This is a genomic window from Bartonella saheliensis (assembly GCF_902162175.1).
The window spans coordinates 18,510-42,244 of sequence record NZ_LR607200.1 but is presented as its reverse complement, the minus strand read 5'-3'; the positions used below and the strand labels follow the sequence as shown (position 1 = coordinate 42,244).

12 protein-coding genes, 2 tRNA genes and 1 pseudogene are annotated in these 23,735 nt (G+C 36.6%); 9 read left to right on the top strand and 6 right to left on the bottom strand.

What is annotated here, in order from left to right; translation table 11 throughout:
* Window positions 1-120 precede the first annotated feature (120 nt).
* Window positions 121-1,785 (top strand): glucose-6-phosphate isomerase, encoded by a 1,665-nt coding sequence (gene pgi, locus FS875_RS03460; protein ID WP_144753082.1) that lies wholly within the window; start codon window positions 121-123, stop codon window positions 1,783-1,785.
* A 642-nt stretch (window positions 1,786-2,427) separates the two neighbouring features.
* Here pgi and FS875_RS03455 read toward each other — a convergent pair.
* A tRNA-Ser gene (locus FS875_RS03455) sits at window positions 2,428-2,517 on the bottom strand.
* 293 nt (window positions 2,518-2,810) lie between these two features.
* Here FS875_RS03455 and rplU point away from each other — a divergent pair.
* From rplU to FS875_RS03435, 4 genes are all read left to right on the top strand, one after another.
* A complete protein-coding gene (rplU, locus tag FS875_RS03450; protein ID WP_144753079.1) occupies window positions 2,811-3,257 on the top strand; it encodes a 50S ribosomal protein L21 in 447 nt (148 codons plus the stop codon).
* Window positions 3,258-3,269: 12 nt separating this feature from the next.
* The gene (gene rpmA, locus FS875_RS03445) at window positions 3,270-3,539 is read left to right on the top strand and encodes a 50S ribosomal protein L27 (protein WP_139412700.1); all 270 of its coding nucleotides are present in this window, start codon (window positions 3,270-3,272) and stop codon (window positions 3,537-3,539) included.
* 1,409 nt (window positions 3,540-4,948) lie between these two features.
* Window positions 4,949-7,483 carry a phosphoenolpyruvate--protein phosphotransferase gene (gene ptsP / locus FS875_RS03440; protein WP_144753076.1) on the top strand — a complete coding sequence of 845 codons (2,535 nt, stop codon included), beginning with the start codon at window positions 4,949-4,951 and terminating at the stop codon, window positions 7,481-7,483.
* A gap of 622 nt (window positions 7,484-8,105) precedes the next feature.
* Window positions 8,106-8,195, top strand: a tRNA-Ser gene (locus FS875_RS03435).
* Window positions 8,196-8,292: 97 nt separating this feature from the next.
* Here FS875_RS03435 and FS875_RS03430 read toward each other — a convergent pair.
* The 3 genes and pseudogenes from FS875_RS03430 to FS875_RS03420 all read right to left on the bottom strand — a co-directional run bounded on the left by FS875_RS03430 (window position 8,293) and on the right by FS875_RS03420 (window position 11,996).
* Window positions 8,293-9,498 (bottom strand): ATP-grasp domain-containing protein, encoded by a 1,206-nt coding sequence (locus FS875_RS03430; protein ID WP_144753073.1) that lies wholly within the window; start codon window positions 9,496-9,498, stop codon window positions 8,293-8,295.
* The gene (locus FS875_RS03425) at window positions 9,495-10,721 is read right to left on the bottom strand and encodes an MFS transporter (protein WP_144753070.1); all 1,227 of its coding nucleotides are present in this window, start codon (window positions 10,719-10,721) and stop codon (window positions 9,495-9,497) included. Before FS875_RS03425 ends, FS875_RS03430 begins: the two co-directional genes overlap by 4 nt.
* A 499-nt stretch (window positions 10,722-11,220) precedes the next feature.
* Window positions 11,221-11,996, bottom strand: a pseudogene (locus FS875_RS03420) (class I SAM-dependent methyltransferase).
* A 623-nt stretch (window positions 11,997-12,619) separates the two neighbouring features.
* On the opposite strand from FS875_RS03420, the gene FS875_RS03415 reads away from it, so the two are divergent.
* Entirely contained in the window at window positions 12,620-13,831 is a 1,212-nt protein-coding gene (locus FS875_RS03415; protein WP_144753067.1) for an MFS transporter, read from the top strand.
* Between the two features lie 270 nt (window positions 13,832-14,101).
* On the opposite strand, the gene FS875_RS03410 is transcribed toward FS875_RS03415, so the two are convergent.
* Entirely contained in the window at window positions 14,102-14,371 is a 270-nt protein-coding gene (locus tag FS875_RS03410) for a hypothetical protein (protein ID WP_144753064.1), read from the bottom strand.
* Window positions 14,368-14,826: a hypothetical protein gene (locus tag FS875_RS03405; RefSeq protein WP_246067846.1), complete on the bottom strand. Its 459-nt coding sequence runs from the start codon at window positions 14,824-14,826 to the stop codon at window positions 14,368-14,370. Before FS875_RS03405 ends, FS875_RS03410 begins: the two co-directional genes overlap by 4 nt.
* Window positions 14,827-15,317: 491 nt before the next feature.
* On the opposite strand from FS875_RS03405, the gene FS875_RS03400 reads away from it, so the two are divergent.
* The 3 genes from FS875_RS03400 to FS875_RS03390 all read left to right on the top strand — a co-directional run bounded on the left by FS875_RS03400 (window position 15,318) and on the right by FS875_RS03390 (window position 23,152).
* Window positions 15,318-15,824 carry a helix-turn-helix domain-containing protein gene (locus FS875_RS03400; RefSeq protein ID WP_144753061.1) on the top strand — a complete coding sequence of 169 codons (507 nt, stop codon included), beginning with the start codon at window positions 15,318-15,320 and terminating at the stop codon, window positions 15,822-15,824.
* Window positions 15,825-16,357: 533 nt separating this feature from the next.
* A complete protein-coding gene (locus FS875_RS03395) occupies window positions 16,358-16,879 on the top strand; it encodes a helix-turn-helix domain-containing protein (RefSeq protein WP_144753058.1) in 522 nt (173 codons plus the stop codon).
* 687 nt (window positions 16,880-17,566) lie between these two features.
* Complete coding sequence (locus tag FS875_RS03390) at window positions 17,567-23,152, top strand: Vomp family autotransporter (RefSeq protein ID WP_144753055.1); 5,586 nt, start codon at window positions 17,567-17,569, stop codon at window positions 23,150-23,152.
* The last annotated feature ends 583 nt before the right edge of the window (window positions 23,153-23,735 follow it).

Below are 23,735 nucleotides of genomic sequence, written 5' to 3'. Positions count from 1 at the left end.
TTATATTCCTTCATTATTTTTGTGTGAACAGTGTAAAGAGCAAGCAATCGAGGAGACGTTTTTTGCTTTGTTATTGTTTGGACAGAGATTTCATGATCAATAATCATATAGGATAAGCTTATGGGAGATAGCTTTTCGACTCGAAATGAAAAGGCTTTTGAAGCCGCATTAAGAGCTTTAAAAAGCCATGCTGCAAAGGATAGGGTCTATGATATTCGTCAGCATTTTATAGAGGATGACCAGCGTTTTTCTCATTTTTCTCTCAGACTTGATGATCTTCTTTTTGACTTTTCAAAATGTAGTGTAACATTTAAAACATTGCAACTTCTAGATGATTTAGCTGTCGCAGCAGATGTGTTAGGGCGGCGTGATGCAATGTTTTCGGGCCAAGCCATTAATACAACTGAAAAACGCTCCGTTCTTCATATTGCATTACGTTTACCTGCTGATGAAATTTTCATGCTGGATGGTCATAATCTTATTGGCGATATTCAAGACGTCCTTAAAGATATGGAAAGATTTTCTGAAAAGGTACGTGATGGCAGCTATAAGGGAAGCAGTGGAAAAAGAATTAGTGATATTGTAAATATTGGTATTGGAGGCTCTGATCTTGGTCCTGCAATGGTCACAAATGCTTTAAAACCTTATCATGATGGTCCACGTTGTCATTTTGTTTCTAACGCTGACAGTGCTCATATTTCTGATACTCTCTCTATTTTGAATCCGGAAACAACGCTTTTCGTCATTGCTTCTAAAACTTTTACAACGGCTGAAACAATGGTCAATGCTCAAGTTGCCCGTCAGTGGATTTGTTCATATTTAGGGAAAGAAGCTATCCACACGCATTTTGTTGCCGTTTCGAGTGCACTTGATAAAGTAACAGAATTTGGCATAGATTCTTCAAGAGTTTTTAAATTTTGGAATTGGGTTGGGGGACGTTATTCAATTTGGTCTGCCATTGGGCTTGTTGTTATGTTTGCAATAGGGGGGCGAAACTTTCGCCAATTTCTCAATGGTGCTTTGCAAATGGACCAACATTTTAAAACCATGCCTTTGCATAAAAATATTCCTATTCGATTTGCTCTTTTAGGGTTCTGGCATCGTGTTATTTGTGGTTATTCATCACGTGCTGTTATTCCCTATGCGCAGCGTTTAGCGCATTTTCCAGCTTATTTACAGCAACTTGATATGGAATCAAATGGGAAGCAAGTCTCGCTGGATGGCAAACCATTAAATTTTTCAAGTGGTCCAGTTGTTTGGGGTGATTCAGGAACCAATGGTCAACATGCTTTTTTTCAACTTCTGCATCAAGGAACAGATGTTATTCCTGTAGAATTTATTTTATTTATAAAAGGGCATGAGAAAAATTTACATTCCATGTATGAGATGTTGCTAGCAAACGGTTTAGCACAATCAAAAGCCTTGATGAAAGGACGTAGTGTTGAAGATGCTCGGCATATCTTGATAAAAAATGGTGTTGATGAATGTGAAGCAGATTATTTAGCACTTCATAGAAGTTTTAAAGGAAATCGTCCCAGCATGACGCTGGTTCAAGATTCATTAACGCCGTTTGCACTCGGTCGCCTCATTGCGCTTTATGAACATCGTATTTTTGTTGAAGGAATTTTAATGAATATTAATTCGTTTGATCAATGGGGTGTTGAACTTGGTAAAGAATTAGCAAATGAGTTACTCCCCATTCTTCGTGGAGAAAGTAAAGCGGATAATCGCGATAGTTCAACATTAGGGTTGCTCGCCCATATTCAAGCAAGACGCGCAAAATAAATATAATTTGATCATAGATTCTGACGGTAGAGTGAGAGAGAAATATGAGACAATTCTCTATTTTTATTCTACGCTCCTTTATTTTTGATTGGATGTTTGACAAGTTTTTGTGCAAGCGGTGTACTATCTATTTACTTAAAAAGCTTATAAATAAAAGAAAGTGCTGTATGAACAATATTCAATTATTACACGCCTTTTTGTGATTATAGGAAGAGAGAAAAATTTTGCATAAATACTTATAATATTCTCATTCTAAATGCGCACATTGTGTGAAAAAAGCTGAGATGCTTGTTAACATAAAACCTCTGATATGGGTAAAATGCATTGAGTCCGTTAATCAACAGAATTGCAAAGAGCTCTATAATCACCATTGTTTCTAAAACTCTATTAAAGATTGGTGATTGGCAAAAGTTCTTCAATAATATTTTAAAGAGATATTTTATACCGGATTAGGAAATCTAAAGATCGGAAGACAAGGGGGTTAGAAATTATAAAATTCGTGGGAATCTAATACCAATTTCTAGGGATGTATAATGATAGGTGTAAATTGGTGTGGGCTGGTCAATTTTAAACAAAAAATCCTGTAAATGCTAAGCTTTAAGCTATGCTATACTGAGCATAGACAAATTCGTTTTAAATTAATGGCGGAGAGAGAGGGATTTGAACCCTCGATAGAGTCACCCCTATGCCGCATTTCGAGTGCGGTGCTTTCAACCACTCAGCCACCTCTCCATATGAAGTGCAACAAAAATGTCCACTATTTAAGTTAAGCATAATATATGATGGTAGATAACCTTCAATTGTTTTTGGTACAACCTTTTTTTATTTTTTATGGAACTTTATTGACAGAGAATAGAAATTCATTCATATATGCAAGATATGAGCGTGGGGAAATCTGCGCATATTTTTGTTGAGGAAGGTTTTGTCCTTCTTTAAAATTGATTACGACTGATAAAAAGCAGCCTATTTTCCCTTATTTCAAGGTAAAAATTAAATAAGAGCTGGAGTGAACGGAAGGATAAAAAATGTTCGCAGTCATTAAAACTGGTGGTAAGCAATACCGCATTGTTGCTAACCAAGTGGTAAAAGTTGAAAAAGTTATTGGAAATGCGGGCGATGTTGTTGAATTCAATGATATCTTGATGGTTGGGCAAGAAGGTAATGCAGTTATCGGAACCCCTGTGGTTGCTGATGCGTTGGTGAAAGCAGAGATTTTAGAACAGGCACGTGGGCGCAAGGTTATCGCGTTTAAGAAACGCCGCCGTCAAAACTCTAAACGCACGCGTGGTCATCGTCAAGAATTTACAACAGTGCGTATTTTAGAAATTTTAATGGGTGGTTCAACGTCTAAAAAAGCCGTTGCAAAACCTATAAAAGAAACGGCCGCAAAAGAAACAGAAAATGCCGCTGTTGAAAAAAAGGCTTCATCGCAGAAGAAAGCGGCTGTAGCATCAAAAAGTAAGAAAGATTAAAGGAGAGCGTCTATGGCACATAAAAAAGCTGGTGGTTCCTCGCGTAATGGTCGCGATTCAGAATCGAAACGTCTAGGCGTTAAAAAATTTGGTGGTGAAACCGTTATCGCTGGAAATATCATCATCCGTCAGCGTGGTACACGTTGGCATCCTGGTGATAATGTCGGCATGGGAAAAGATCATACGCTTTTTGCTTTATCAAAAGGAAAGGTTTCTTTTCAACGGAAAGCAGGTAACCGTTCCTATGTTTCAGTTATCCCTATGGTGGAGGCAGCAGAGTAATTTGTAGCATTTTCTCGAACAATCAACTGGAGTTTCATTGAGTTTTGTAATTTCATTGAATTGCAGTTGTGATTTTTACGTATTAATAAGCACTAAAAGGGAAAGATAAGTATTATCTTTCCCTTATTTTTATTGGTAATATAATAAATCTAAAAAATATACGGAAGACAAAAAAGGTAAAATTGAGGCAATGAGTTTTCTCAAGAAGGGGAAAGATTTTTGCTGTGTTGTGTTTGCATTGAAGGTATTGATGTTATGATGGAATTTATTGGTAAATTTGTATATGATAAGGGCGAGAAGAATTTACTTTCTTTTTATGCATAAAGAAGTGCTAAGTGGTTTATTTATAAAAGAGACAATTTGTTTTTGTAAAATTATTGAGAGATTTAATACAATTATTTTGATAAAAATGAAATTTTTAGAGTCATGTATGCTGGTGATGGGTGTACGGGGGGCGTTCTTTTTAAAAAAAGGAATAAAAATCCATAAGACTGAATGATTAAAGCTGCTGTAAAGGGAATATATTAAAGAGCTTCAGTCAATCGAGAGTGAAATTATATTTTGAAGGAGGACTGAAAATATAAAAACAGTCGATGTGCAATCAGCTATCTTCGAGAGTATTTAGTTCTAATTTTACTCTTTATTGTGTGTAGTTGAAAATAAATCAGCATAAGGATTAAGGTGAAGGTAGTAATTGTTTTTAAGTTTTGTGCTTTATTTATCTCATTTGTCGAAATGTCTAGAAAGTAAGATTATTTATAGAGTTTTTTCGTTTTATTGCTTGATGATCGTGTTTGGGGGATATGCGTTCTTTGCAAATCTGTATCAGAGAGTATTATGTGTTTGCGATATTGATTGAAGCAAAGGATTAGCTTAAAATATATCAATGTTATATAATTGATGAATGGGTATCGTAGGGTGCGCCGCATAGAATTTTAAAGATAGTAAGTTGCATGGAACAATTTTTGATGGTGTAATAAATTGATAAAAGGGACACAGAAAGTTAAATCTGGAGGAAAAGTTAAAATATTAGCTGAGTTACAAATGATTGAGGAGAATGCTTTCTTAAAGGGAGAGTAATGGCAAGTTATGTTGAGTAACTTTGGATGAAGAGAGCGTTTTAAAACATAGTTTTTCAGGTGATTGGGGCTGTAAAAATTGAGATTTTATCTTTGTAAAGTAAAAGTTAAGAGTTAAATTTGCTTGTGATGGTTTAAGCTACCCGCAGGATTATAATATCCAATTGTTTTATCGGTTATATTGAGGTATTTAAGCACCTCACTTAGTTCTATTGAATTGCATAAAATCAAAGGTCATGATGTTGTGCACATCTTATATTTTTAAAAATGTGGCTTTGAAGTGAAATTTATCAGGGATATTTGTATTCAAATGTAAGGTAGTTTGAATTCATGATGGGATTTGAGAAAGCAGAAGCAATGAATGTAGATTTTACGGAGAGTGAAATCTTGTCTATGAAATCTGTACAACTTGCAGCTGCTTTTAATCATAAAAATGATGCGATTTATGCTGCTGCTGAGTTGCTTGTACAAGTTGGCGCTGTTGATAAATGCTATCTGGAAAGCATGCTTGCACGTGAAGAAATAACGAATACTTGGCTTGGGAATGGTATAGCCATTCCTCATGGCTTGGTTGAAAATTGTGATTTAATCATCAAAGATGCTGTTGCTGTTATACAGGTTCCTGCAGGTGTTGAGTGGCAAGATGGAAAGAAAGCACATTTGATTATTGCCATTGCAGCGTCTCCAGATCGTTATAGAGAAATTTGCAAAAAATTGACGTCTCTTTTATTTGATAAAAAACAACTTGAAGTACTTGCGACAACTACGGACAAACGGCAAATTGTTACAACTTTATTTTATCAGGATATAAAGAAAGAAAAAACTTTTATTGGTGATCTTTCGATGTGTCAGGAATGGACTTTAGATTATCCAAGTGGTCTACATGCACGACCAGCTTCTCTTTGGGTTGATTTTGCAAAAAGGATTCAAAGTTCTATTAGAGTTCGCCATGGTCAATATGCCGTTGAAATGAAAAATTTGGTTGGTTTATTGCAATTAGGTGTAAAAAACGGTGATGTTCTGATTTTTTCTACAGATGCTGCAGAAGGAGCACAACTTCTTCAGGATGCTATTTCTGTTGTAAAAAAGGTGAGTATTAGTGAAAAATGCGTGGTGAGAGAGATGGAATCTCAAGCAAAGACTTTTCATGGTTGGTATCCACGTTCCATGCAAAAAGGCGTTTCTGGTGTTGGAGCAAGTTCGGGGTTAGTATTTGGTAAGATTTTTGTTTTAAGGCAAAATGATATTTCCATAATAGACCAGCCAATTGATTTTGCAGTTGGTACAGCATGTCTTGAAAATGCTCTTACAAAAACAAAACATAAATTAGCATCGGTGATTTCTGATATTACAGTGCGTATGGGAGCGGATTCTGCTGCTATTTTTTCTGCGCAGATGGTTTTGCTTGAAGATGAAAATCTGATAGCTCAAGCTTGTCGTTTTATAGCAGAAGGTCATGGTGTTGCTTGGTCTTGGGATAGAGCGGTTCGGCAATTTTCAGATATGTTTTCTAAGGTAGATAATCCTTTGTTAGCAGCGCGTGCGGTTAATTTAATTGATGTTGGTCGTCGTGTTTTAGGTGAAATAAATCCATCCTATAGATCCTTCTTTTTAAATGATATTCCAAGTGGTGTTATTCTGGTTACAAATGATCTTTCTCCTTCTGATGTCGCACAACTTGATGGTACAAAAGTAAAAGGATTAGTAACAGCATGGGGAGGTCCACTCTCTCATACAGCTATTTTAGCGCGTACGCTTGGTATTCCGATGGTTGTTGCGGTAGGTGATGATATTTTAGCGGTTCAGTCTGATATTCAAGCTATTATTGATGGTGATAACGGATTCATTTATTTTAATCCTACGCTTGAAGATATTGAAGATGCTCAAAGACATATTGATCGTGTTGCGCAAAAACGTGTTAGTGAGATAAGTGCGTCTCGATTACCATTGCAAACGACAGATGGTCAAAGAATTCGTATCATGGCTAATGCCAATTATGCAAATCAGGTTCCTGTTGCGTTTGATTTGGGTGCTGAGGGTATTGGACTCATGCGCACAGAATTTTTATTTTTAGAGAATCCACATATTCCGGATGAAGAGGCCCAATTTGATATATATCGAGCAATGATTGCAGCTGTAGGAGATAAGCCATTAATTATTCGTGCGCTCGATATTGGTGGGGATAAACAGGTTACGCATTTACATTTATCTAAAGAAGATAATCCTTTTTTAGGTGTTCGAGGAACACGGCTTTTGTTACGTCGGCGTGATCTTTTGGTTCCTCAATTACGTGCTTTATATCGAGCAGCAAAAGAGGGCGGAGATCTATGGATTGTGTTTCCAATGGTGATGTCTGTTTCAGAGATTGTTACTATAAAAAAGATTGCAGAAGAAATCCGCAATGATGTTGATGCACCCAAATTAAAACTTGGTATTATGATCGAAGTTCCAGCAGCAGCCATTATGGCAGATGTGTTAGGTGCCCATGTTGATTTTTTCTCAATTGGAACCAACGATTTAACACAGTATACAATGGCAGTTGATCGGCAAAACCCATACCTTGTATCTGAAGCGGATAGCCTTGATCCAGCAGTTTTGCGTATGATTTATAAGACTATTCAGGGAGCAGCACAACATCAATGTTGGGTTAGTGTATGCGGTGGTGTTGCTGGAGATCCTTTTGGTGCGATGATTTTGACTGGATTGGGAATTAATGAGCTTTCTATGATATCTTGCGATATTTCTCCAGTAAAGGCGTGTTTGCAGAGTCATAGTTTCGAAGAGATGAAAATTTTAGCACAAAAAGCACTACAATGTGAAACTGCACGAGCTGTACGCGCTCTGAGCAAGGATATACAGTGGTAAGAATGTGAAGAGAAAAAACACATTCATTGTGTAAAGTTTTAGATCTTTAGTATGGTGGCTCATTGTCTTTTAGAGCGATTTATAGGCAATATATTAATATTTATAGTGATAAATTAAAACTTATACCTATGAAGTGAAACATAAAAGTGATAAGCAGATAGCTCTCATTTTAAGAGAGTAATTTTAAATCAGATCTATCATGGTTAAGAATTCTCACTCTTGGGGAGGGGAGAGGGTTGAAAATGATTTTTATTAAAATGAAATTCATATCGTTCTTATTCTATTTATTGTTGGTATAATCAGTGTGAATAAGCGAGAGATGTTTCATTATTCCATGGTGAAGAAAATATAGATCGTTTACCAATTTAAGAGCAGTGTTTTTTGATAAAGCAGAAGGTGTGTAAATAAGCATGAAAATTTATGATTGGGGATAAGCTTTTTATGCTCATTCTTGTATTATACATAACTATCCACGGAAAAAGTTTTTTCTTAAAAAGAAAGGATGTGCTTATTATTCAAAAGGTATCAGCTTTTATTTTAATAAATGAATTTGTTTTTAAAGTTTTAAATGCATAATTTGGGCTTGCACGTTATTTCTTTCTGAGTATAGTGCGAGACTTCTGGAGAGGTGGCCGAGTGGTTGAAGGCGCACGCCTGGAACGCGTGTATATGGGAAACCATATCGAGGGTTCGAATCCCTCTCTCTCCGCCATTTATCATAAAATCAATGGATTATATAAAGGTGAGGGAATTTCAAGCTCTTTGATTTTGTTAATTTATTTTTTTATTATTTCCAATTGATGTTTTTTCTATAAAAAATTACTACGAATTATCCTTTCCAGAGTCGATAATTCATCATCACTCTGTCCCCAAATTGCTACAATAGCTGGGCAGGTATTTAAATCGATGGTTAAGGGCAGAGGCTCATTTTCTTTAAAAAAGAGCATAAAATGAACCACATTTTCCCAAGAGTGAAGCTTTTGCTTCCACAAGTTAATATCTTTTATAATATGATTATCGATCTTGTTGATAAGAAAGATAATACGCCCTTTTTTCTTAAAACGACTTGGTGTTGGCGAAAACACACCCGCAATAAGGTTAACGGAGCTTTCAAGTAAGCCATCTTCATAGCAATGCGCAAACAAAATGGGGGCAATCCCTCCGTGGAGGCGAGCCCCTACTTCGATCATCACTGGACCACGCGCGGTTTGCATGATTTCCATATGCGCAGGTCCATATTCAATTCCCACTGCGCGAATGCACTGTTTTGCATAAGAGATCAGAGCGGCATAAAGGGGATCTTGAGCATCAAGCACATCAAGCGATTCATAAACAAAAGCACTTCCATTATGGATACCCTTTTTATATCGCGATAAAGCGCATATCTTTATAGCCTCTCCCTTTACAATGGCATCTACGATATATTCCTCTCCCTTCAATCTTTCTTGAAGCAAATAAGCCTCGTTAGGTACACCAAAAATATTTTTCTGTGTCCAGTCAATTTCAGAAATCCACGCTGCCACTTCCTCACGGTTAGAGAAAAACAAAACACCATCACTCCCAGCAGAATCGTTTGGCTTTATCACATATCCGCTCAGGCTTTCAAAATCATTGAGAGCACAATCGTCTTTTGTAAGAATCTTTGACCTTATATAAGATAAACCATTTTCACAAAGGCGCTTTTGCATTGCTGCTTTTTTCCGCCGCCAATCGGTGGTTGAGGGGTTATTTCCAGGACAACCATAATAAGCAGCCAATTGTTCTGCACAATAAATACCTCGTTCTGCACCTGCGATCACAGCTTTTATTGTGCCGACAGGAAAGCGTTGCTTTATCTCATCGATGCTATGAAGTTTTGCTTCTGCCATGCCCTCCCCCTGATAAGAGAGCATAAAGTGTGAAAAGGGAGCTGGTTGAGAGATAACACCGTAACAGGTATAGCCCAATTTTTGCAAAGCAGGGGCATAGAGAGCTCCCGTGGAAAAAGGATCGACAATAAGAATAGTTTTGCTCATGTTTGGGCCCGCTGTAATGAAAGAAAAAGAACATAGATAAAGATTATCAACCCGATAAGGGGGAGAAGATAAATGGCTGCTTGGGGGCCCATAAGAGCAGAGCTTGTAAGAAGACCAAGAATAACATAACCCGCCGATTGGGAGAGCGTATAAAGCATGCCGCTATAGCTTCCAACCAGCTCTGCTTGAATTTCTGTTTTTGTCGCTTCAATCATATGTTTGCGGGCGTTAATCCGCATAGTATTCATCGAAAAGCCAATAAAAAAGCAAAAGGCCACAGCCAAATAAGGTGATTGTGTGGTGCTAAAAATAAAATCAGCTAACCCCAACATAAGGGCTGGGAAGATGAATTCAAAGCGCGGGATTTTGATAAAAGCAGCCAAAAAAGCGCCCACACCCGCAACCGCACTGCACAGTCCATAATATTCAGAGCCAAAATCTTTCACACTCTGAAAAAGAATGGTTGCCAATGTATTATAGGCGCAAATGTGAAAGCCAATAAGACCTATGCAGACGCATAAAAGTTTAAGCTCTAGGGAAAGCTTATCTGCTTGCGGTATAAGCGTTGGTTCTTTATCAGTGGTAGATGGCAAGCCATTTGTAGTGCACTTGGTATTATATTTATCGCGAAAGATGATGTACCCAGCCACAAGGCTTATGATAATGTCAAATATACAAATGGCTGCAATCAAACCATTATAGCCGATTTCAGCTGCTTCTCCTCGTGGACTGGTGGCTTCTAAGAGATAACCACTCAATGCTGCTCCCAAAAAGGCACCAATCTGCACCACTGTTTGCATAATGCGGGAAGCTTTTTGGGCGTTAATATAACCACTAAGCGCGAGTTTAGTATTATAAGTCTCCAGCGTACTTAAAGTGATCAACGAGAGATAACCAATAGAAATAGAGACCGCAATAAAACCCAAAGGGGAGTCAACATAATGAAAAAGCGCAATCAATAAAAGAAGGCTATAGATGACAATCCGCCTTTTATATAAATCTCCCAATTGCAACGAGACTTTAATATGCACAAGACCACTTTTTTTCAAAAGATAGGGTGTAAGGGTCCCCAAAGCCATGGTTATCCCTAAAAAAATCGATGAGGATGTTATGCGATAAGCATTCCAAAGGTTACTTAAGAAGAGCACCATATCAGAAAAATAGAGCAGAACAACAAGCCCATAAAACCGAAACATTAGCTGTTTGCGCACATTACCCCCCATGTTGGCATCTCTTAAAAACACGCAATATCATAATTGATACACATGTTCATAAACAGTTAGTACATCTATTACTAGATAGGTCAAGTTGTTTCGATAGGGCCATGATAATAAAGTTGAACGCTGATATTTACTGTAATAATAGTTTATTTCAGAAATTTGAGTAGCGGAGAAGGCGGGTATTTTTGCTGTGTTTCTTGTGGGAACCTTGCCGATAAAAGGTTACTTTTCCAGTTGATCAGCACAGCTACGTTTGAGAGTTATTTTTTGTATTCTCAAGAGTGTCTCTGTTTAATATAAGGTTGTATGGGTATTCTTGATCATTGTCGAGATAAGCTTGGATTTTGAGTTGGTAACACCCCTCATTACCAGGCAGAAATTATTTTATGGTCTCAGATTGAGGTGTGCTAATACAATTTTAGGTAGCGTTTTATACAATCGATTTGGATAGGATGACTCCATTGTTTTAGGATATTATATGGAGAGAACCATAGATGTAAGATTATTTTATATAGATGTAGAGTTCACTTCGATATAAAAGTTCCAAATTTCCCTGTATTTCATATTGTTTTATCAGCGCAACCAATTGCTGTAAGTATTTTTCTCCATGGCTGGCAATGGCGCGTTGCACTTGCGTTGAAGAGCGGCTCATACCTATAAAAGCTTCGGAGGGGATTGTCATCGTCCAATTGTGTGTATGTAAATCAACCTTTTCTGAATTGACTCCAAGGCCATCACGCATTTCTTGTAAAAAATCAAAATTACGATAATAACGGGAATAGTGAGGGCTCATCTCCTCTAATAATGTTTCATAAGCAGCTAGAAATTGACTATTTTTAAAATCACGATTGTTTTGAATAACGGCCATAACGCTTCCAGCGCGAAGTTGGCTTGAGACAATGCTAAGCAATAGAGGGCGATCCATCCACTGAAACGCTTGTGCTGCAACAACAAGATCAACCTTACCGATTTGGGGCAAGAGGCTTTCGGCTTTACCGTGATACCACTGCACAAAAGGAAATTTTCTTTTCCCCTGCTTAATCATACTATTGAGACATCGATCGCATGATACTGATGTTCATTGCCTAGAAGTTTGATAATTCCCTCTAATGCGATGCCAGTTCCAGCTCCCACATCCACAATGGACAAATGTTTTTTATCTTTAAAAGGAAGCAGCATGATTTTAAATAAGCTGAGGGGATAGCGTGGACGATAGCGATCATAATCATCAGCCAATCCATCAAATTTTTCACTTTGCGATTGAATGGTCTGTAGCATGTGGTGTGGTCCCCCTCACGAATTGCACTGTGCATAAAGGAACCCTCCTTTGACCATTATGTCAAGTATAAATTCTAAAAGAAAGTTGAATGGGAGCTGCTCTTTATCCCCTTCTATAGGGTTGATATTGAATTTTTCTTTTGCCTCAAATGATGCAATTTTAAAAGTCAATTATTTTTGAGAAAATCACGCTGAGATTCCATATATTCCTCTAAAAGTCTGTCTCACTTCTGGTGCGATTACCTATTGAATGTCTTTTATGAGCATCAAATTTATAACTTGCCTGTGGAAACGACTAATCCAAAATCCTCTATCATAACAATGAGATCACTTATTCGCTTTGTCGTTATTATAAGTTAAAATAATTGATTGAAAAGCTACTGTATTCTATCTATGACGCTAATGTAATTCTTAATGAGAATAGAAATATTTATGAATCTTCAGTATGTTAAGATTATCCTATATGATATCTAGAGCGTTTTTTTCATAAAGAATTAATCAGGCTCTAACAAAATGAGGAATTTTGTTTCTTTAAGTTTAATGAATTAAAATAAGAGCTAAATATATGTTTTTAAATGCGGTTATACTGCATCCTGAATGACGTGTGTATGAGGGGATGATTTATGTTCATCGCAAATTTGAAAGAACGTGCTGCTCTATTCGAGAATAGAACTTTCATCTATTTTACCTTGAGCGGTTTGTTTGCCACATTTGGAAATGGGCTCAATTATATTGCATTATCGTGGCTTGCTTACAGTCAAACGAATTCAATTCGTGGTGTAGCACTTTTGATGTTTTTTCTCTGGATGCCGAGCATTATTTTTGCACCTATTTGGGGCATATTGGCAGATAAATATAATCGTAAAGCGCAGATTATTATTTCAAATTTTGTCAGAGGTTTGGTGATTATTGGGTGGAGTATACTTTGGCAATTGGGTATAGAAATTGATTTGATGGTCTTATCTGCTTTGTTGGGTATTTTTATTTCTTTTTATATGCCTTCAGCTGTTCCTTTAATCCAAAGTATTGTTCCTAAAAAACAACTCATCAATGCAAATGCAACCATTGATATGGTCTATGAACTTGGCACAATTATCGGTATGGGGTTTAGTGGATTTATACTTGCCTGTGTAGGAACAAAAGGAACTCTTCTAATAGGTGGTATATTCTTTATTATTGCTGGTTTATTTAATTTTGCAATGAGGGTACCTAAAAAGCGTAGAGCTAAAAATCAAAGTAAGCAAAATTGGTGGGAAAGTTATACAGCCTCCCTTCATTATTTTAAGCAGAATCCAATTCTTTTTATGCCTTATATAAGCCAGATGATTATTATGACACTTTTAATGACCATCCCTGTTATTCTTGTTCCTTATACACAAGAGATCTTAAATGCAGATAGCAGGATCTTTGCAATATTTGAGGTGCTTTATTCTATGGGCGTATTGACAGGAGCGCTTCTTTCGCCACTTCTTTGTAAAGTTTTATCCATAAGGAAAACATTGGCATTTTTATTAGCTATTATGGCTATTGGACTTGCTATTTTGTCTATTAATACACACACGTTTGCTGTTTTTCCTCTTTATTTCATGATTGGATTTGGACTTTCGAGTTGGGCTCTTTCGATTTCTTTATCGCAACTCTCTTGTGATCCTGAATACCAAGGAAGATTGCAGGCAAGTTTTAATGGTCTTTCTGGATGCTTTATCCTCGGAGTTTATCTCATTATGGCAAACGATAGCAGTAGCATATCACCTCAATCAATATATTTCCTTCAAAGTATTGTTGCATTTGTTGGGATGCTCATCGTGCTATTTTATAAACATAAAAAACACTAAATTGTCTTTAAATGCGTAATCAATATATGCCATGTTTATTACGTATTTACCATGCTTTTCACATTTACTTTTAAAGGAGATGGCAAATATTTATATTGTTATAGAATACTCTTTATTTTTTGATGATAACCAAAAAGGGCTGATATGTTTCTTTAATTCATAGGACTTTTGTAAAGAGGCAAAGACCCAAAATTTTAGAGCTTCTTAAAAATTTTTTTAAGCACAGAAGAAAGTAAAGTGCTCTCTTAATCATACGGGAAGAATGTTACATTATTTTTGTTTTTCAAAATCCATATGAAAAATTGTATCCATTTCATCCTCATTAGAATGAGAACTTCTGCGACGATTTAAGGTTTGCACAATATCTTTTTTTAAAAGCGCATCTGTTTCACTTAAACGGAGGATACTGAGTTCCAATTCAAGAGATAAAGCTAAATCCACACATAGTTTAAGTTCTTCTCCAATGTCAAAACCCCGTTGATAATCGTCATAAAGACCAACTAGTGTATCGGATAATTCTTTATCGCATAAAGAGGTCATGCTGAATTCCTCCACCTTTCGATTTTCTGTGCAGCTTTGGTCTGTTTGAGGATCACTCCACTATCATTACTCAGAGTTGCCATGTATACGAACCTCATGGTTTTATCAATTTTCTGCAAAATACGCGCTTTTAAATCAATGCCTATTAAAAACTTTGTCACTCCAAGATTTTGAAGCGCCCAATTGTAAATATGGATGGCAATACGTTCATTATAGAACTTATAGCATTTAAAATACATTGCAAAAAGGCTTTTAATTTGCGCATAGGAAGAATATTTTGGCAATACACCAAACATCCTGAAATCTTTATTGCCAATTACAGCTAAATCAGTGCCATTGATATCTACAATAAGTAAGCATGATTTGTAAACGTTCAGCTCTTTGAGAATGCGTGATAATCTCACTTTTTGTAGAAATGCAATTATTTTGCTTCTTTTATATTGAGTTTTAGACATTAATAAACCTTTTATCTTATAAAAACTATAAGAAGTGTATTTGCGTATTTTTATAATAAGATTTCAATGGTATATTGCACAGCGCGCAATGAAGAGAACCGTATTGGGCTTTTACTGCTGTGAAACATATGACTACGCTTTTTGAGAGAGCAGCTGATAAAAATTTTATTCGACGGCTATATAATTGGCTATGGCAGGTGTTGTTTTTTCATGAGAGGATGCCCAAATGTTTTTGACACTGAAGGTCGATATTTGGTAGAATTCCACGCGTTTTGCCTAGGGGTATGAGAGTGGGGACTTGGCAAAACACTATGGCGGTCGCATTTTTTGTGTGATTGTCATAAATTTTTCGCTCCTGCTGGAATGGATGCTGTAACATCCGTTTTTGTGGGGTTATGTATGTGATAACTGCTTTTTCTAAGAGCAGTAACGATAGATATAAATCAATATAATTATTTAGTCAACAATTATATTGATTTTGGAGTAATTTTTTGGCTCGTCCGGAAGCAAAACCTAAAACTGAGTTGGCAAAACGTTTTCGTGAAGTGCGTCATGCTCTTGGTTTCACAGAGCGTAAGCAGTTTGCTGAACATCTTGGTGTCACTGCTGGCTCTATAGGAACTTATGAAACGGGTATCAGTGAACCTACAGCCTCTGCGCTCTCCAAATATCAAGAAATTTGTGGTGTTTCATTAGATTGGCTTGTAACGGGCCATGGCGAGATGTTTTCAGATATGGCAAAAGCGAAAGCAGCTGGTTTAAAACTGCAAGCGATTCCTGCTGGTTTGATGAAAAAGCTTGGACATTTAGTTTATACAACATATCATGGTGCAAACATAACACTTTCTCCTGAAGATGTTGCGGAATTAGCAGCAGAGCTTTATGGAAAATTGCAAGAGCTTATTCAAAAGCTCAACGACATGGAAGAAGTTGAAGCTACTTTGCCACTTTTAACATTGTATTTAAAGCGTAAAATTGAGGCTGAAAAACGCCTTTAACAGTAACAAGAAAAATCGCTAAATTTTCTAAAGTAAAAAATCTTTTCTATTGTTAAAATCCAGTTTAAGAACCAATAAATTATAGCATATTTTAAGAATCCTTTCTCTTTTCGGTTGTACAAGATCTTAAGTTATATTCATTTTTAGAGATTGATAAACTTTTTATCTTATGTAATTAAAAAGCTATGGAAAGTGCGTTTGCGTATTCGGCGTTAACGCACAGTAAGATGAGGAAGTTGTAGTGAGCATTTTTACTGTTGAAAAAAATGCAACTGCGACTTTTAAGACGGTATGGTGATCTTTCATGAGTTTCGCTACAAACATATTAAAACGGTGCAGCTCATTAAAAAGCCACGGCAATCGCATTTTTTGTGTGATTGTCATAAATTTTTCGCTCCTGCTTAAACGGATGCTGTAACATCCATTTTTGTGGGGTTATGTATGTAAATCTTTGCCCAACATAAAGGGCAGTAAGGAGAGGTATAATATAAATATTGCATTAAGTAAATGCAATATTTATATTATTGTGTAATTTGGCAAAAAAAGAAATTGAACCCAAAACAGAACAGGCAAAGCGATTACGTTTGATACGAGAAAGTTTGCTGCTTAGTAGGCATCAAATAGCAACCCGTTTAGGTATTAATAAAGCCATTTATGACCACGCTGAGAGAGGAACGACCTTTCCTAATGTAGAATTTTTGATTGTTCTATCACAGAAATTAAAAGTCAATTTAAATTGGCTTGTAACGGGCGATGGCGAGATGTTTTCAGATATGGCAAAAGTGAAGGCAGCTGGTTTAAGATCACAAGCAATTCCTGCTGGTTTGATGAAAAAGCTTGGATATTTAGCTTATACAACATATCATGATGCAAACATAACACTTTCTCCTGAAGATGTTGCGGAATTAGCAGCAGAGCTTTATGGAAAATTGCAAGAGCTTATTCAAAAGCTCAACGACATGGAAGAAGTCGAAGCCACTTTGCCACTTTTAAAATTGTATTTAAAGCGTAAAATTGAGGCTGAAAAGGCACATAAAACGCCTCAAGGCATATGAATTAACAGCCTTCTAAAATAAAATTCTCCTCTGCTACAAAATCAGTTAGAAGAAAAATGCATTGAGTGATAAAAACATCTGTAAAAACAATGAGTTATAAAGTATTTTCTTTTTATTTTTTTCAATATTCTATATTTCTTATGAAAATAATGATTTTCTAGAATAGGTTATCTCATAACAAAGAACGAAGTTTCATAAGGAGCATAATCTATTAGATTATAAAATTAAGTCTAAAAAATTATAACTTATCATATAGATAAGCACAACTGTTATAAAAACAACACTTTTTGTATTTAATAAAAAGTATTTTTACAAATTTATAAAAAATTATTTTTTACACTCTTGCCATTCATCTGTTGCGCTTTATTTGAAAGATAGAATTGCTCTTTAGTGAAACTGTTTTTGTTAAGAGATAAATCGCAGTATTTTTGAATGGAGATAACGGTATATTTTCAAAGTCTTGTGTTTTTATTTATTTTTTAGCTTGAATCCCTCTAGCTAAAAGGATTGGGGACTTTTCTAGATTCGATGTTGTTGCAAAGATTTTAGGCTGATGCTGGGTGAATATCGGTATCAGAGGGGGGGGTTGTATTAATTTATTGTTTTTTTTAGGTGCGCAAACAAGGGTTTTGCCGTGAGTGTTTTTGCGCGTTGTAATGATGTTGAGCTCTGTTGGAGGAGGTTCTTATGAAAAAAAAATATTCCACACCAAATTTAATTAAAGCTGTCTCGCTCAGTGCAGTAATGGCGACACTCTTGTCGAGTGTTTCCCCTGTTTTTGCTGCGAATCTCGCGATAGTAGGAGGGGCGAGTCAAAGTACAACTCTTCAGGGCGTTTCATATCTACATGGTAGCCATGGGAGTATTGTTTTTTCTGGTGATGATGATTACTGTGGTGCAGATAACGTCGTCGGTCGTGGGGGCAAACAACAGCAGGGAGTTAGTAATAATCAAAAAATAACTGCAGAGGAACAATATAACAGATTTGTTGGTGAGAAACAGTTTGGAGGTCGCAGTCCTTATGGCACGACCACTGAAAAGGTTACTTGGCAAAGTGAAGGGGTTCTGACCAACAATGCTACTTATATGGGAACAAATACTTATGGGGTTCAAAATGCCATGCCTGAGGCTTATGGTGTTTATTCTTTTGCAACGGGCTGTGGTTCTGCAGCAACGGGGAATTATTCCACGGTATTTGGTGCTGGTGCAACTGCAAAAGCTGGTGGAGCGCAAGCTTTTGGTGTTTCTGCGCTTGCAGAGGGTATAGCAAGTGTTGCTATAGGTGTAGGCTCAGAAGCGACGGAAAAGTCTGCGGTTGCTATTGGAGGGCTTGCAAATGCATTAGGTGAAAGTAGTATTGCTTTGGGGACTAAGGCAAAGGCGGAAAAGAGTTATACAATTGCTATAGGTACAGATGCTGAAGCTCAAGCTTCAGGTGCTATTGCAATAGGAGGGAGGCGCTCTGATAGAACTGAAGAAAATAAACCTAACAGAAAAGTAGTAGCAGCGAAAGAAAATTCGATTGCTATAGGTACCTATGCTTATGCTAGAACGGAAGATTCGGTTGCCCTTGGTGTAAATGCGCAAGTATTTTCTGAGGACGGTGTTGCTATAGGTGGTGGCTCTGTTTCTAGAAGAGAAAAAGGTGCCGAGGCTTATGATCCTGCAACAGGTAAAGTCTCGAGCGAAAAAAACGGTCTTGCATGGAAAAGTACGGCAGGTGTTTTTAGTATTGGTGAAGTAAACGCTGATGGTAATGATGGCAAAGGTAAATTAACACGGCAAATTACTGGTGTGGCTGCTGGTAAAGAAGATACTGATGCAGTTAATGTGGCACAGTTAAAAGCTCTAAGAGGTATCATAGGAGAAGGAGGAGGGGGGGGGTGGAAAATTTCTGCTAACGATATAGATCCTACAGACGTGAATTCAGGCAATATAGTAGATTTTTCAGTGAAAGATACAAAAGTAGGAAAAGACAACTTAAAGATTGAAAAAAATACTGTAGAAAATAAGCATAAAATTCAATTTACTTTGAATGATAAGCTTAAATTGACGCAAGTCACTACAGGTCAAAGCACCATGAGTGATGATGGTTTTTTTGTGGGTGGTGGTAAAAACGGTTCAAGCATGACTGTTGATGGCTTTTATGTGAATGGTGAGAATACTCCAAGTATGACTGTGGGGGGTATTGATGCTGGTAATAAACAAATCACAAACGTTGCAGATGGAGTTAGGCCTAACGATGCAGTGAATTTTGGGCAGTTGGAAAAATATGTAAAAGAGAATGGTGGCGGTTGGAAGCTTTCTATTGAAAATGGAAAGGCTATAAATGTTGAGACAGGCAACACAGTCCATTTTTTTGCTGTTACAAATAATGATACTGATAAGAAAAACATAAAAATTGCAAATACAAGTGGGAAAAACGTCTCTTTTGATTTAGCTGATGATATTAATGTAACGTCTGTCACAGCAGGAGAAAGCATTATGGATGCTTCGGGCTTTCGGTTTAACAGTGGTGATGGGCCAAGTATAACTGTTAAAGGCATTTATGCTGGTGATAAAACGATTACAGGAGTAGCAACAGGAGAAAAAGATACCGATGCAGTGAATTTTGGACAGCTGAAAAAATATGTAGAAAAAAACGGGGGCAGCTGGAAACTTTCTGTTGATGGCGGTGATGCTACAGATGTTAAAGCAGGCAGTACAGTAGATCTTACTTCTGCTACAGGTGAGGGTGGCAGTAAAAACATCCAAATTGTCAAAAGTGATGGAAGTAAAGTTATATTTTCTTTGAATAATGATCTTAAGTTGACGAGTGTTACGACAGGCAATAGCAAGATAAGTAGTGAAGGCTTTGAGTTTATTGATGGTAATGGGCCCAAAATAACTTTGAAGGGTATTGATGCTGGCGATAAAAAAATTACCTCTGTGTCAGATGGGACTGATAACACTGATGCTGTAAATTATAAGCAGTTACAAGATGTACAAAAAATTGCAGAAAATGGCTGGAAACTTTCTGTTGATGGTAACAATGCTACAGATGTTAAAGCTGGTAGTACAGTAGATCTTGTTGCCGGTGATAATGCAAATGGTAGTAATAAAAATATCAAAATTGTAAAAGATAGCGAAAATAAAGTTACATTTACTTTGAATGATGATCTTAAATTGACGAGCGTCACTGCAGGGAATAGCAAGATAAGTAGTGAAGGTTTTGAGTTTATTGATGGTGAGGGACCAAAAATAACTCTGAATGGTATTAATGCTGGCACTAAAAAGATTACAAAAGTAGCAGCCGGAGAACATGATACTGATGCAGTAAATTATAGTCAGTTGAAAGAAATGAAGGACCAGATAGCTGGCGATAGTCTTGTTAAGTGGGATGAAGATAGGAAGCGCATTACCATTGGTGCCGAAAAAGAAGGTGATGAAATAAATATTACTAATAGTAAAGGCCAAGAGCGGGTTATTGATGGTGTTAGAGCTGGAAAAATCAGCCATGATTCAAGAGAGGCAATCAATGGTGATCAGCTTTTAAGTATTACAGAGACTATAGCGGATTTTTTTGGTGGTAAGGAGACAGATATATACAATGGTATCAAGCCAACTTTTACTGTTCAGAAGACAAAGCACAACAACGTAACTGATGCTTTCGCTGCAGTTGATACTTCTATCACGGATATTTATAACGAGATTAATAATGTAACTGAAAATAGTCTTGTTAAATGGAATGAGGACGAAAAACTTATTACCATTGGCAAGGAAAAAGGCGGTATAAAAATTAATATCACAGGTACTGAGGGGGAGCGGACTATTGCGGGTGTGAAAGATGGTGATCTCGGAAAGAATTCAAAAGAAGCTGTTAATGGTTCCCAAATCAGTAAGATATCTGGAGATGTTGCAAAATATTTTGGTGGTGGGGCATCATTTGAAAATGGTGTTTTTACAGGACCAACATATGTTTTATCTAATGTTTCTGCCAATGGTGAAGTGGTTCGAAAAGAGCATACTGATGTTGGTTCCGCGCTGACGGGACTTGATCTAAGTGTCAAGAATGTGAATACTCGTTTGACATATTTTACCAATGAATTTGACAATAAATTTGATAAATTTTCTCAAGATGCTTTACTGTGGAATGAAGGAGAACAAGCATTTGTTGCGCGTCACAAAAAAGGAGATGAAACGACAAATAGTAAGATTACGTATCTTTTGAACGGTGAAATTTCTGAAGATTCAACAGATGCTATAAATGGGTCTCAACTCTTCAAGATTGCTAAAAATATATCGGAATATTTTGGCGGTAGCACAGATGTACTTAGAAATATAAAACCTACTTTCCTTATTCAGGATAAGAAATATAATAATGTTTTTGATGCTTTTACGGGTGTGAATTATTCTATTACAAATATTGATAATAAGATTTCTGAAATGAAAGAAAACAACCTTGTTCAACAAAAGGGAATTTCAGATGTTATCACTATTGGTGCGAAGACAGCTGGAACTGAAATCAATATTGCTGGTGTTGGCAAGGCAGCACGTTCCATTTCTGGTGTAAAAGCGGCTGAAAAAGGAGATGAAGCTGTCAACAAAGACCAACTTGATAAAAGCATAAAGGATATTACGGATAATATTGAGACAGTAACTGCTGCTGCAGTTCTTTATGATAAAAATGGCGATAATAGCGTTAATTATGAGAGTGTAACTTTAGGTGGCGAGAAAGGAACAAAACCAGTTGCTCTTCTCAATGTTAAAGATGGTAGCATTTCTGAAGACTCTCACGATGCTATTAATGGTAGTCAGATTAATAAAATATCAGCAGATATTGCAAAGTTTTTTGGTGGTGGCGCAAAATTTGTTAATGGTGCTTTTAAAGGTCTGAAATATACTTTATCCGCTATTGTAGATGGTAAGGTAGGAAAGGCTAATTTTTATGACGTTGGTTCGGCTTTAACAGGTCTTGATAAGAATGTTCAAGATGTGAATCAGCGCTTAACGAAAGTATCCAATGAGTTTAATCAGACAATTGAAGGGATCTCTAAAGATGCTTTACTGTGGAGCGAAGAAGACGAAGCGTTTGTTGCACGTCATGAAAAAGGTGGCAAGAAAACAAACAGCAAGCTTAAATATCTCGTAGATGGTGAAATTGCGGATGGTTCAACAGAAGCCATTACGGGTAATCAGCTTTATTCCATGAGTAACCAGCTTGCGAATTATTTCGGTGGTGGTGCTAAATATGAGAATGGCAAATGGACAGCACCTACTTTCAAGATTGTTCAAGTCAATGAGAATGGTGAAACTGTCGAGAAAGAGCACCATAATGTTGCTGATGCTTTTGGTGACGTTAATAAAAATATGTCAAACATTAATAACCGTATTGATGATGTCATCAACAAGGTTGATTCCGATGCGTTAAAGTGGAATGATAAAGAAAAAGCCTATGATGCTGGTCGCGGTGGTAAGCCAAGTAAAATTATCAATGTAGCCGATGGTAAAATTGCAAAAGACTCGAAAGATGCAGTTAATGGTGGTCAACTTTGGAAAACCAATGAGCGTGTTTCAAATGTTGAAAATCGTGTCTCTGGTGTTGAAAAAGACGTCAAGCATCTTAACAACAGAGTTGATAACATTTCCAATACCATTGCTGATATTGGGGATATAGTTACCAATATTGATGTTAAAGTTGATAACATTGATAATAAAGTTAACGATATTGCTGAGGATGCTGTTCGCTATGATAGGGATGAAAACGGTAAAAAAACTAATAAAATCACTTTGAAAGGTGGCGATCCTAGTGAACCTGTGATGATTGATAATGTTGCTGATGGTAAAATTGAGACAGGATCAAAAGAAGCTGTAAATGGTGGTCAACTTCATGACTACACCAAAGAACAGATGAAAATCATTCTCGATGAATCCAAGCAATATACGGATCAAAAGATCAATAATATTAGGATTGATGCGATTGATGAAGCTGTTGATAAGTCCAAACAATATACAGATATGAAGTTTAATGCTTTAAATTACAGCATTGAGGGTGTGCGAAAAGAAGCAAGACAAGCAGCGGCTATTGGTTTAGCGGTGTCTAACTTGCGCTACAATGATACACCTGGAAAATTAAGTGTTGGATTTGGTACAGGTTTATGGCGTAGTCAGTCTGCATTTGCCTTTGGTGCTGGTTATACTTCAGAGAATGGAAATATTCGGTCTAATGTATCTGTTACTACTTCTGGTGGTCATTGGGGTGTAGGTGCGGGATTCAATATGACATTGAATTGATAATCAACAAACCAAATAAAAAATTCTTTTCACCCTTGTCTTATGAGGCAGGGGTGAATTGTTTTTTACATCTATAAAAGATATGGATAGAGAGATTGATAAGGGATATAATGATAACGACAGGTTTCAGAAGAAAAGATAAATTGGCCTGACTCTCTACAAAACTGCACGTTTCACCTTCAGGTAAAGAAAAACAGATTGAATTTGACTGGAGAAGTGATAAAAATGATATGCCAAATTAGCCTGCGATAACTTAAATCATCTTTATTCTCGTCATTTGTCAGAGCCTATGATGAGGTTATTTTGAGGGATAACAATGAAGATAAAAATGCCCCTCTTTACGCATTTCCGAAGAAAAGTCTTAGACTTTATTTATTTTACACAAAAAATATTTCTACTTAATACTTTTTCTATGAATAAAAGTGATAAACAAAAAGCTAGAAAAACAATATCACTCTTGCAAAAAACAACGAAAAAGCTTAGAAGTTAAGCGAATATCAACTAATATATAAAAAAATGAATCTTATTTTCTCAGAGTAACACAAAAAGCGGGGACATTTACGATGACACCTAAATTCGCAAT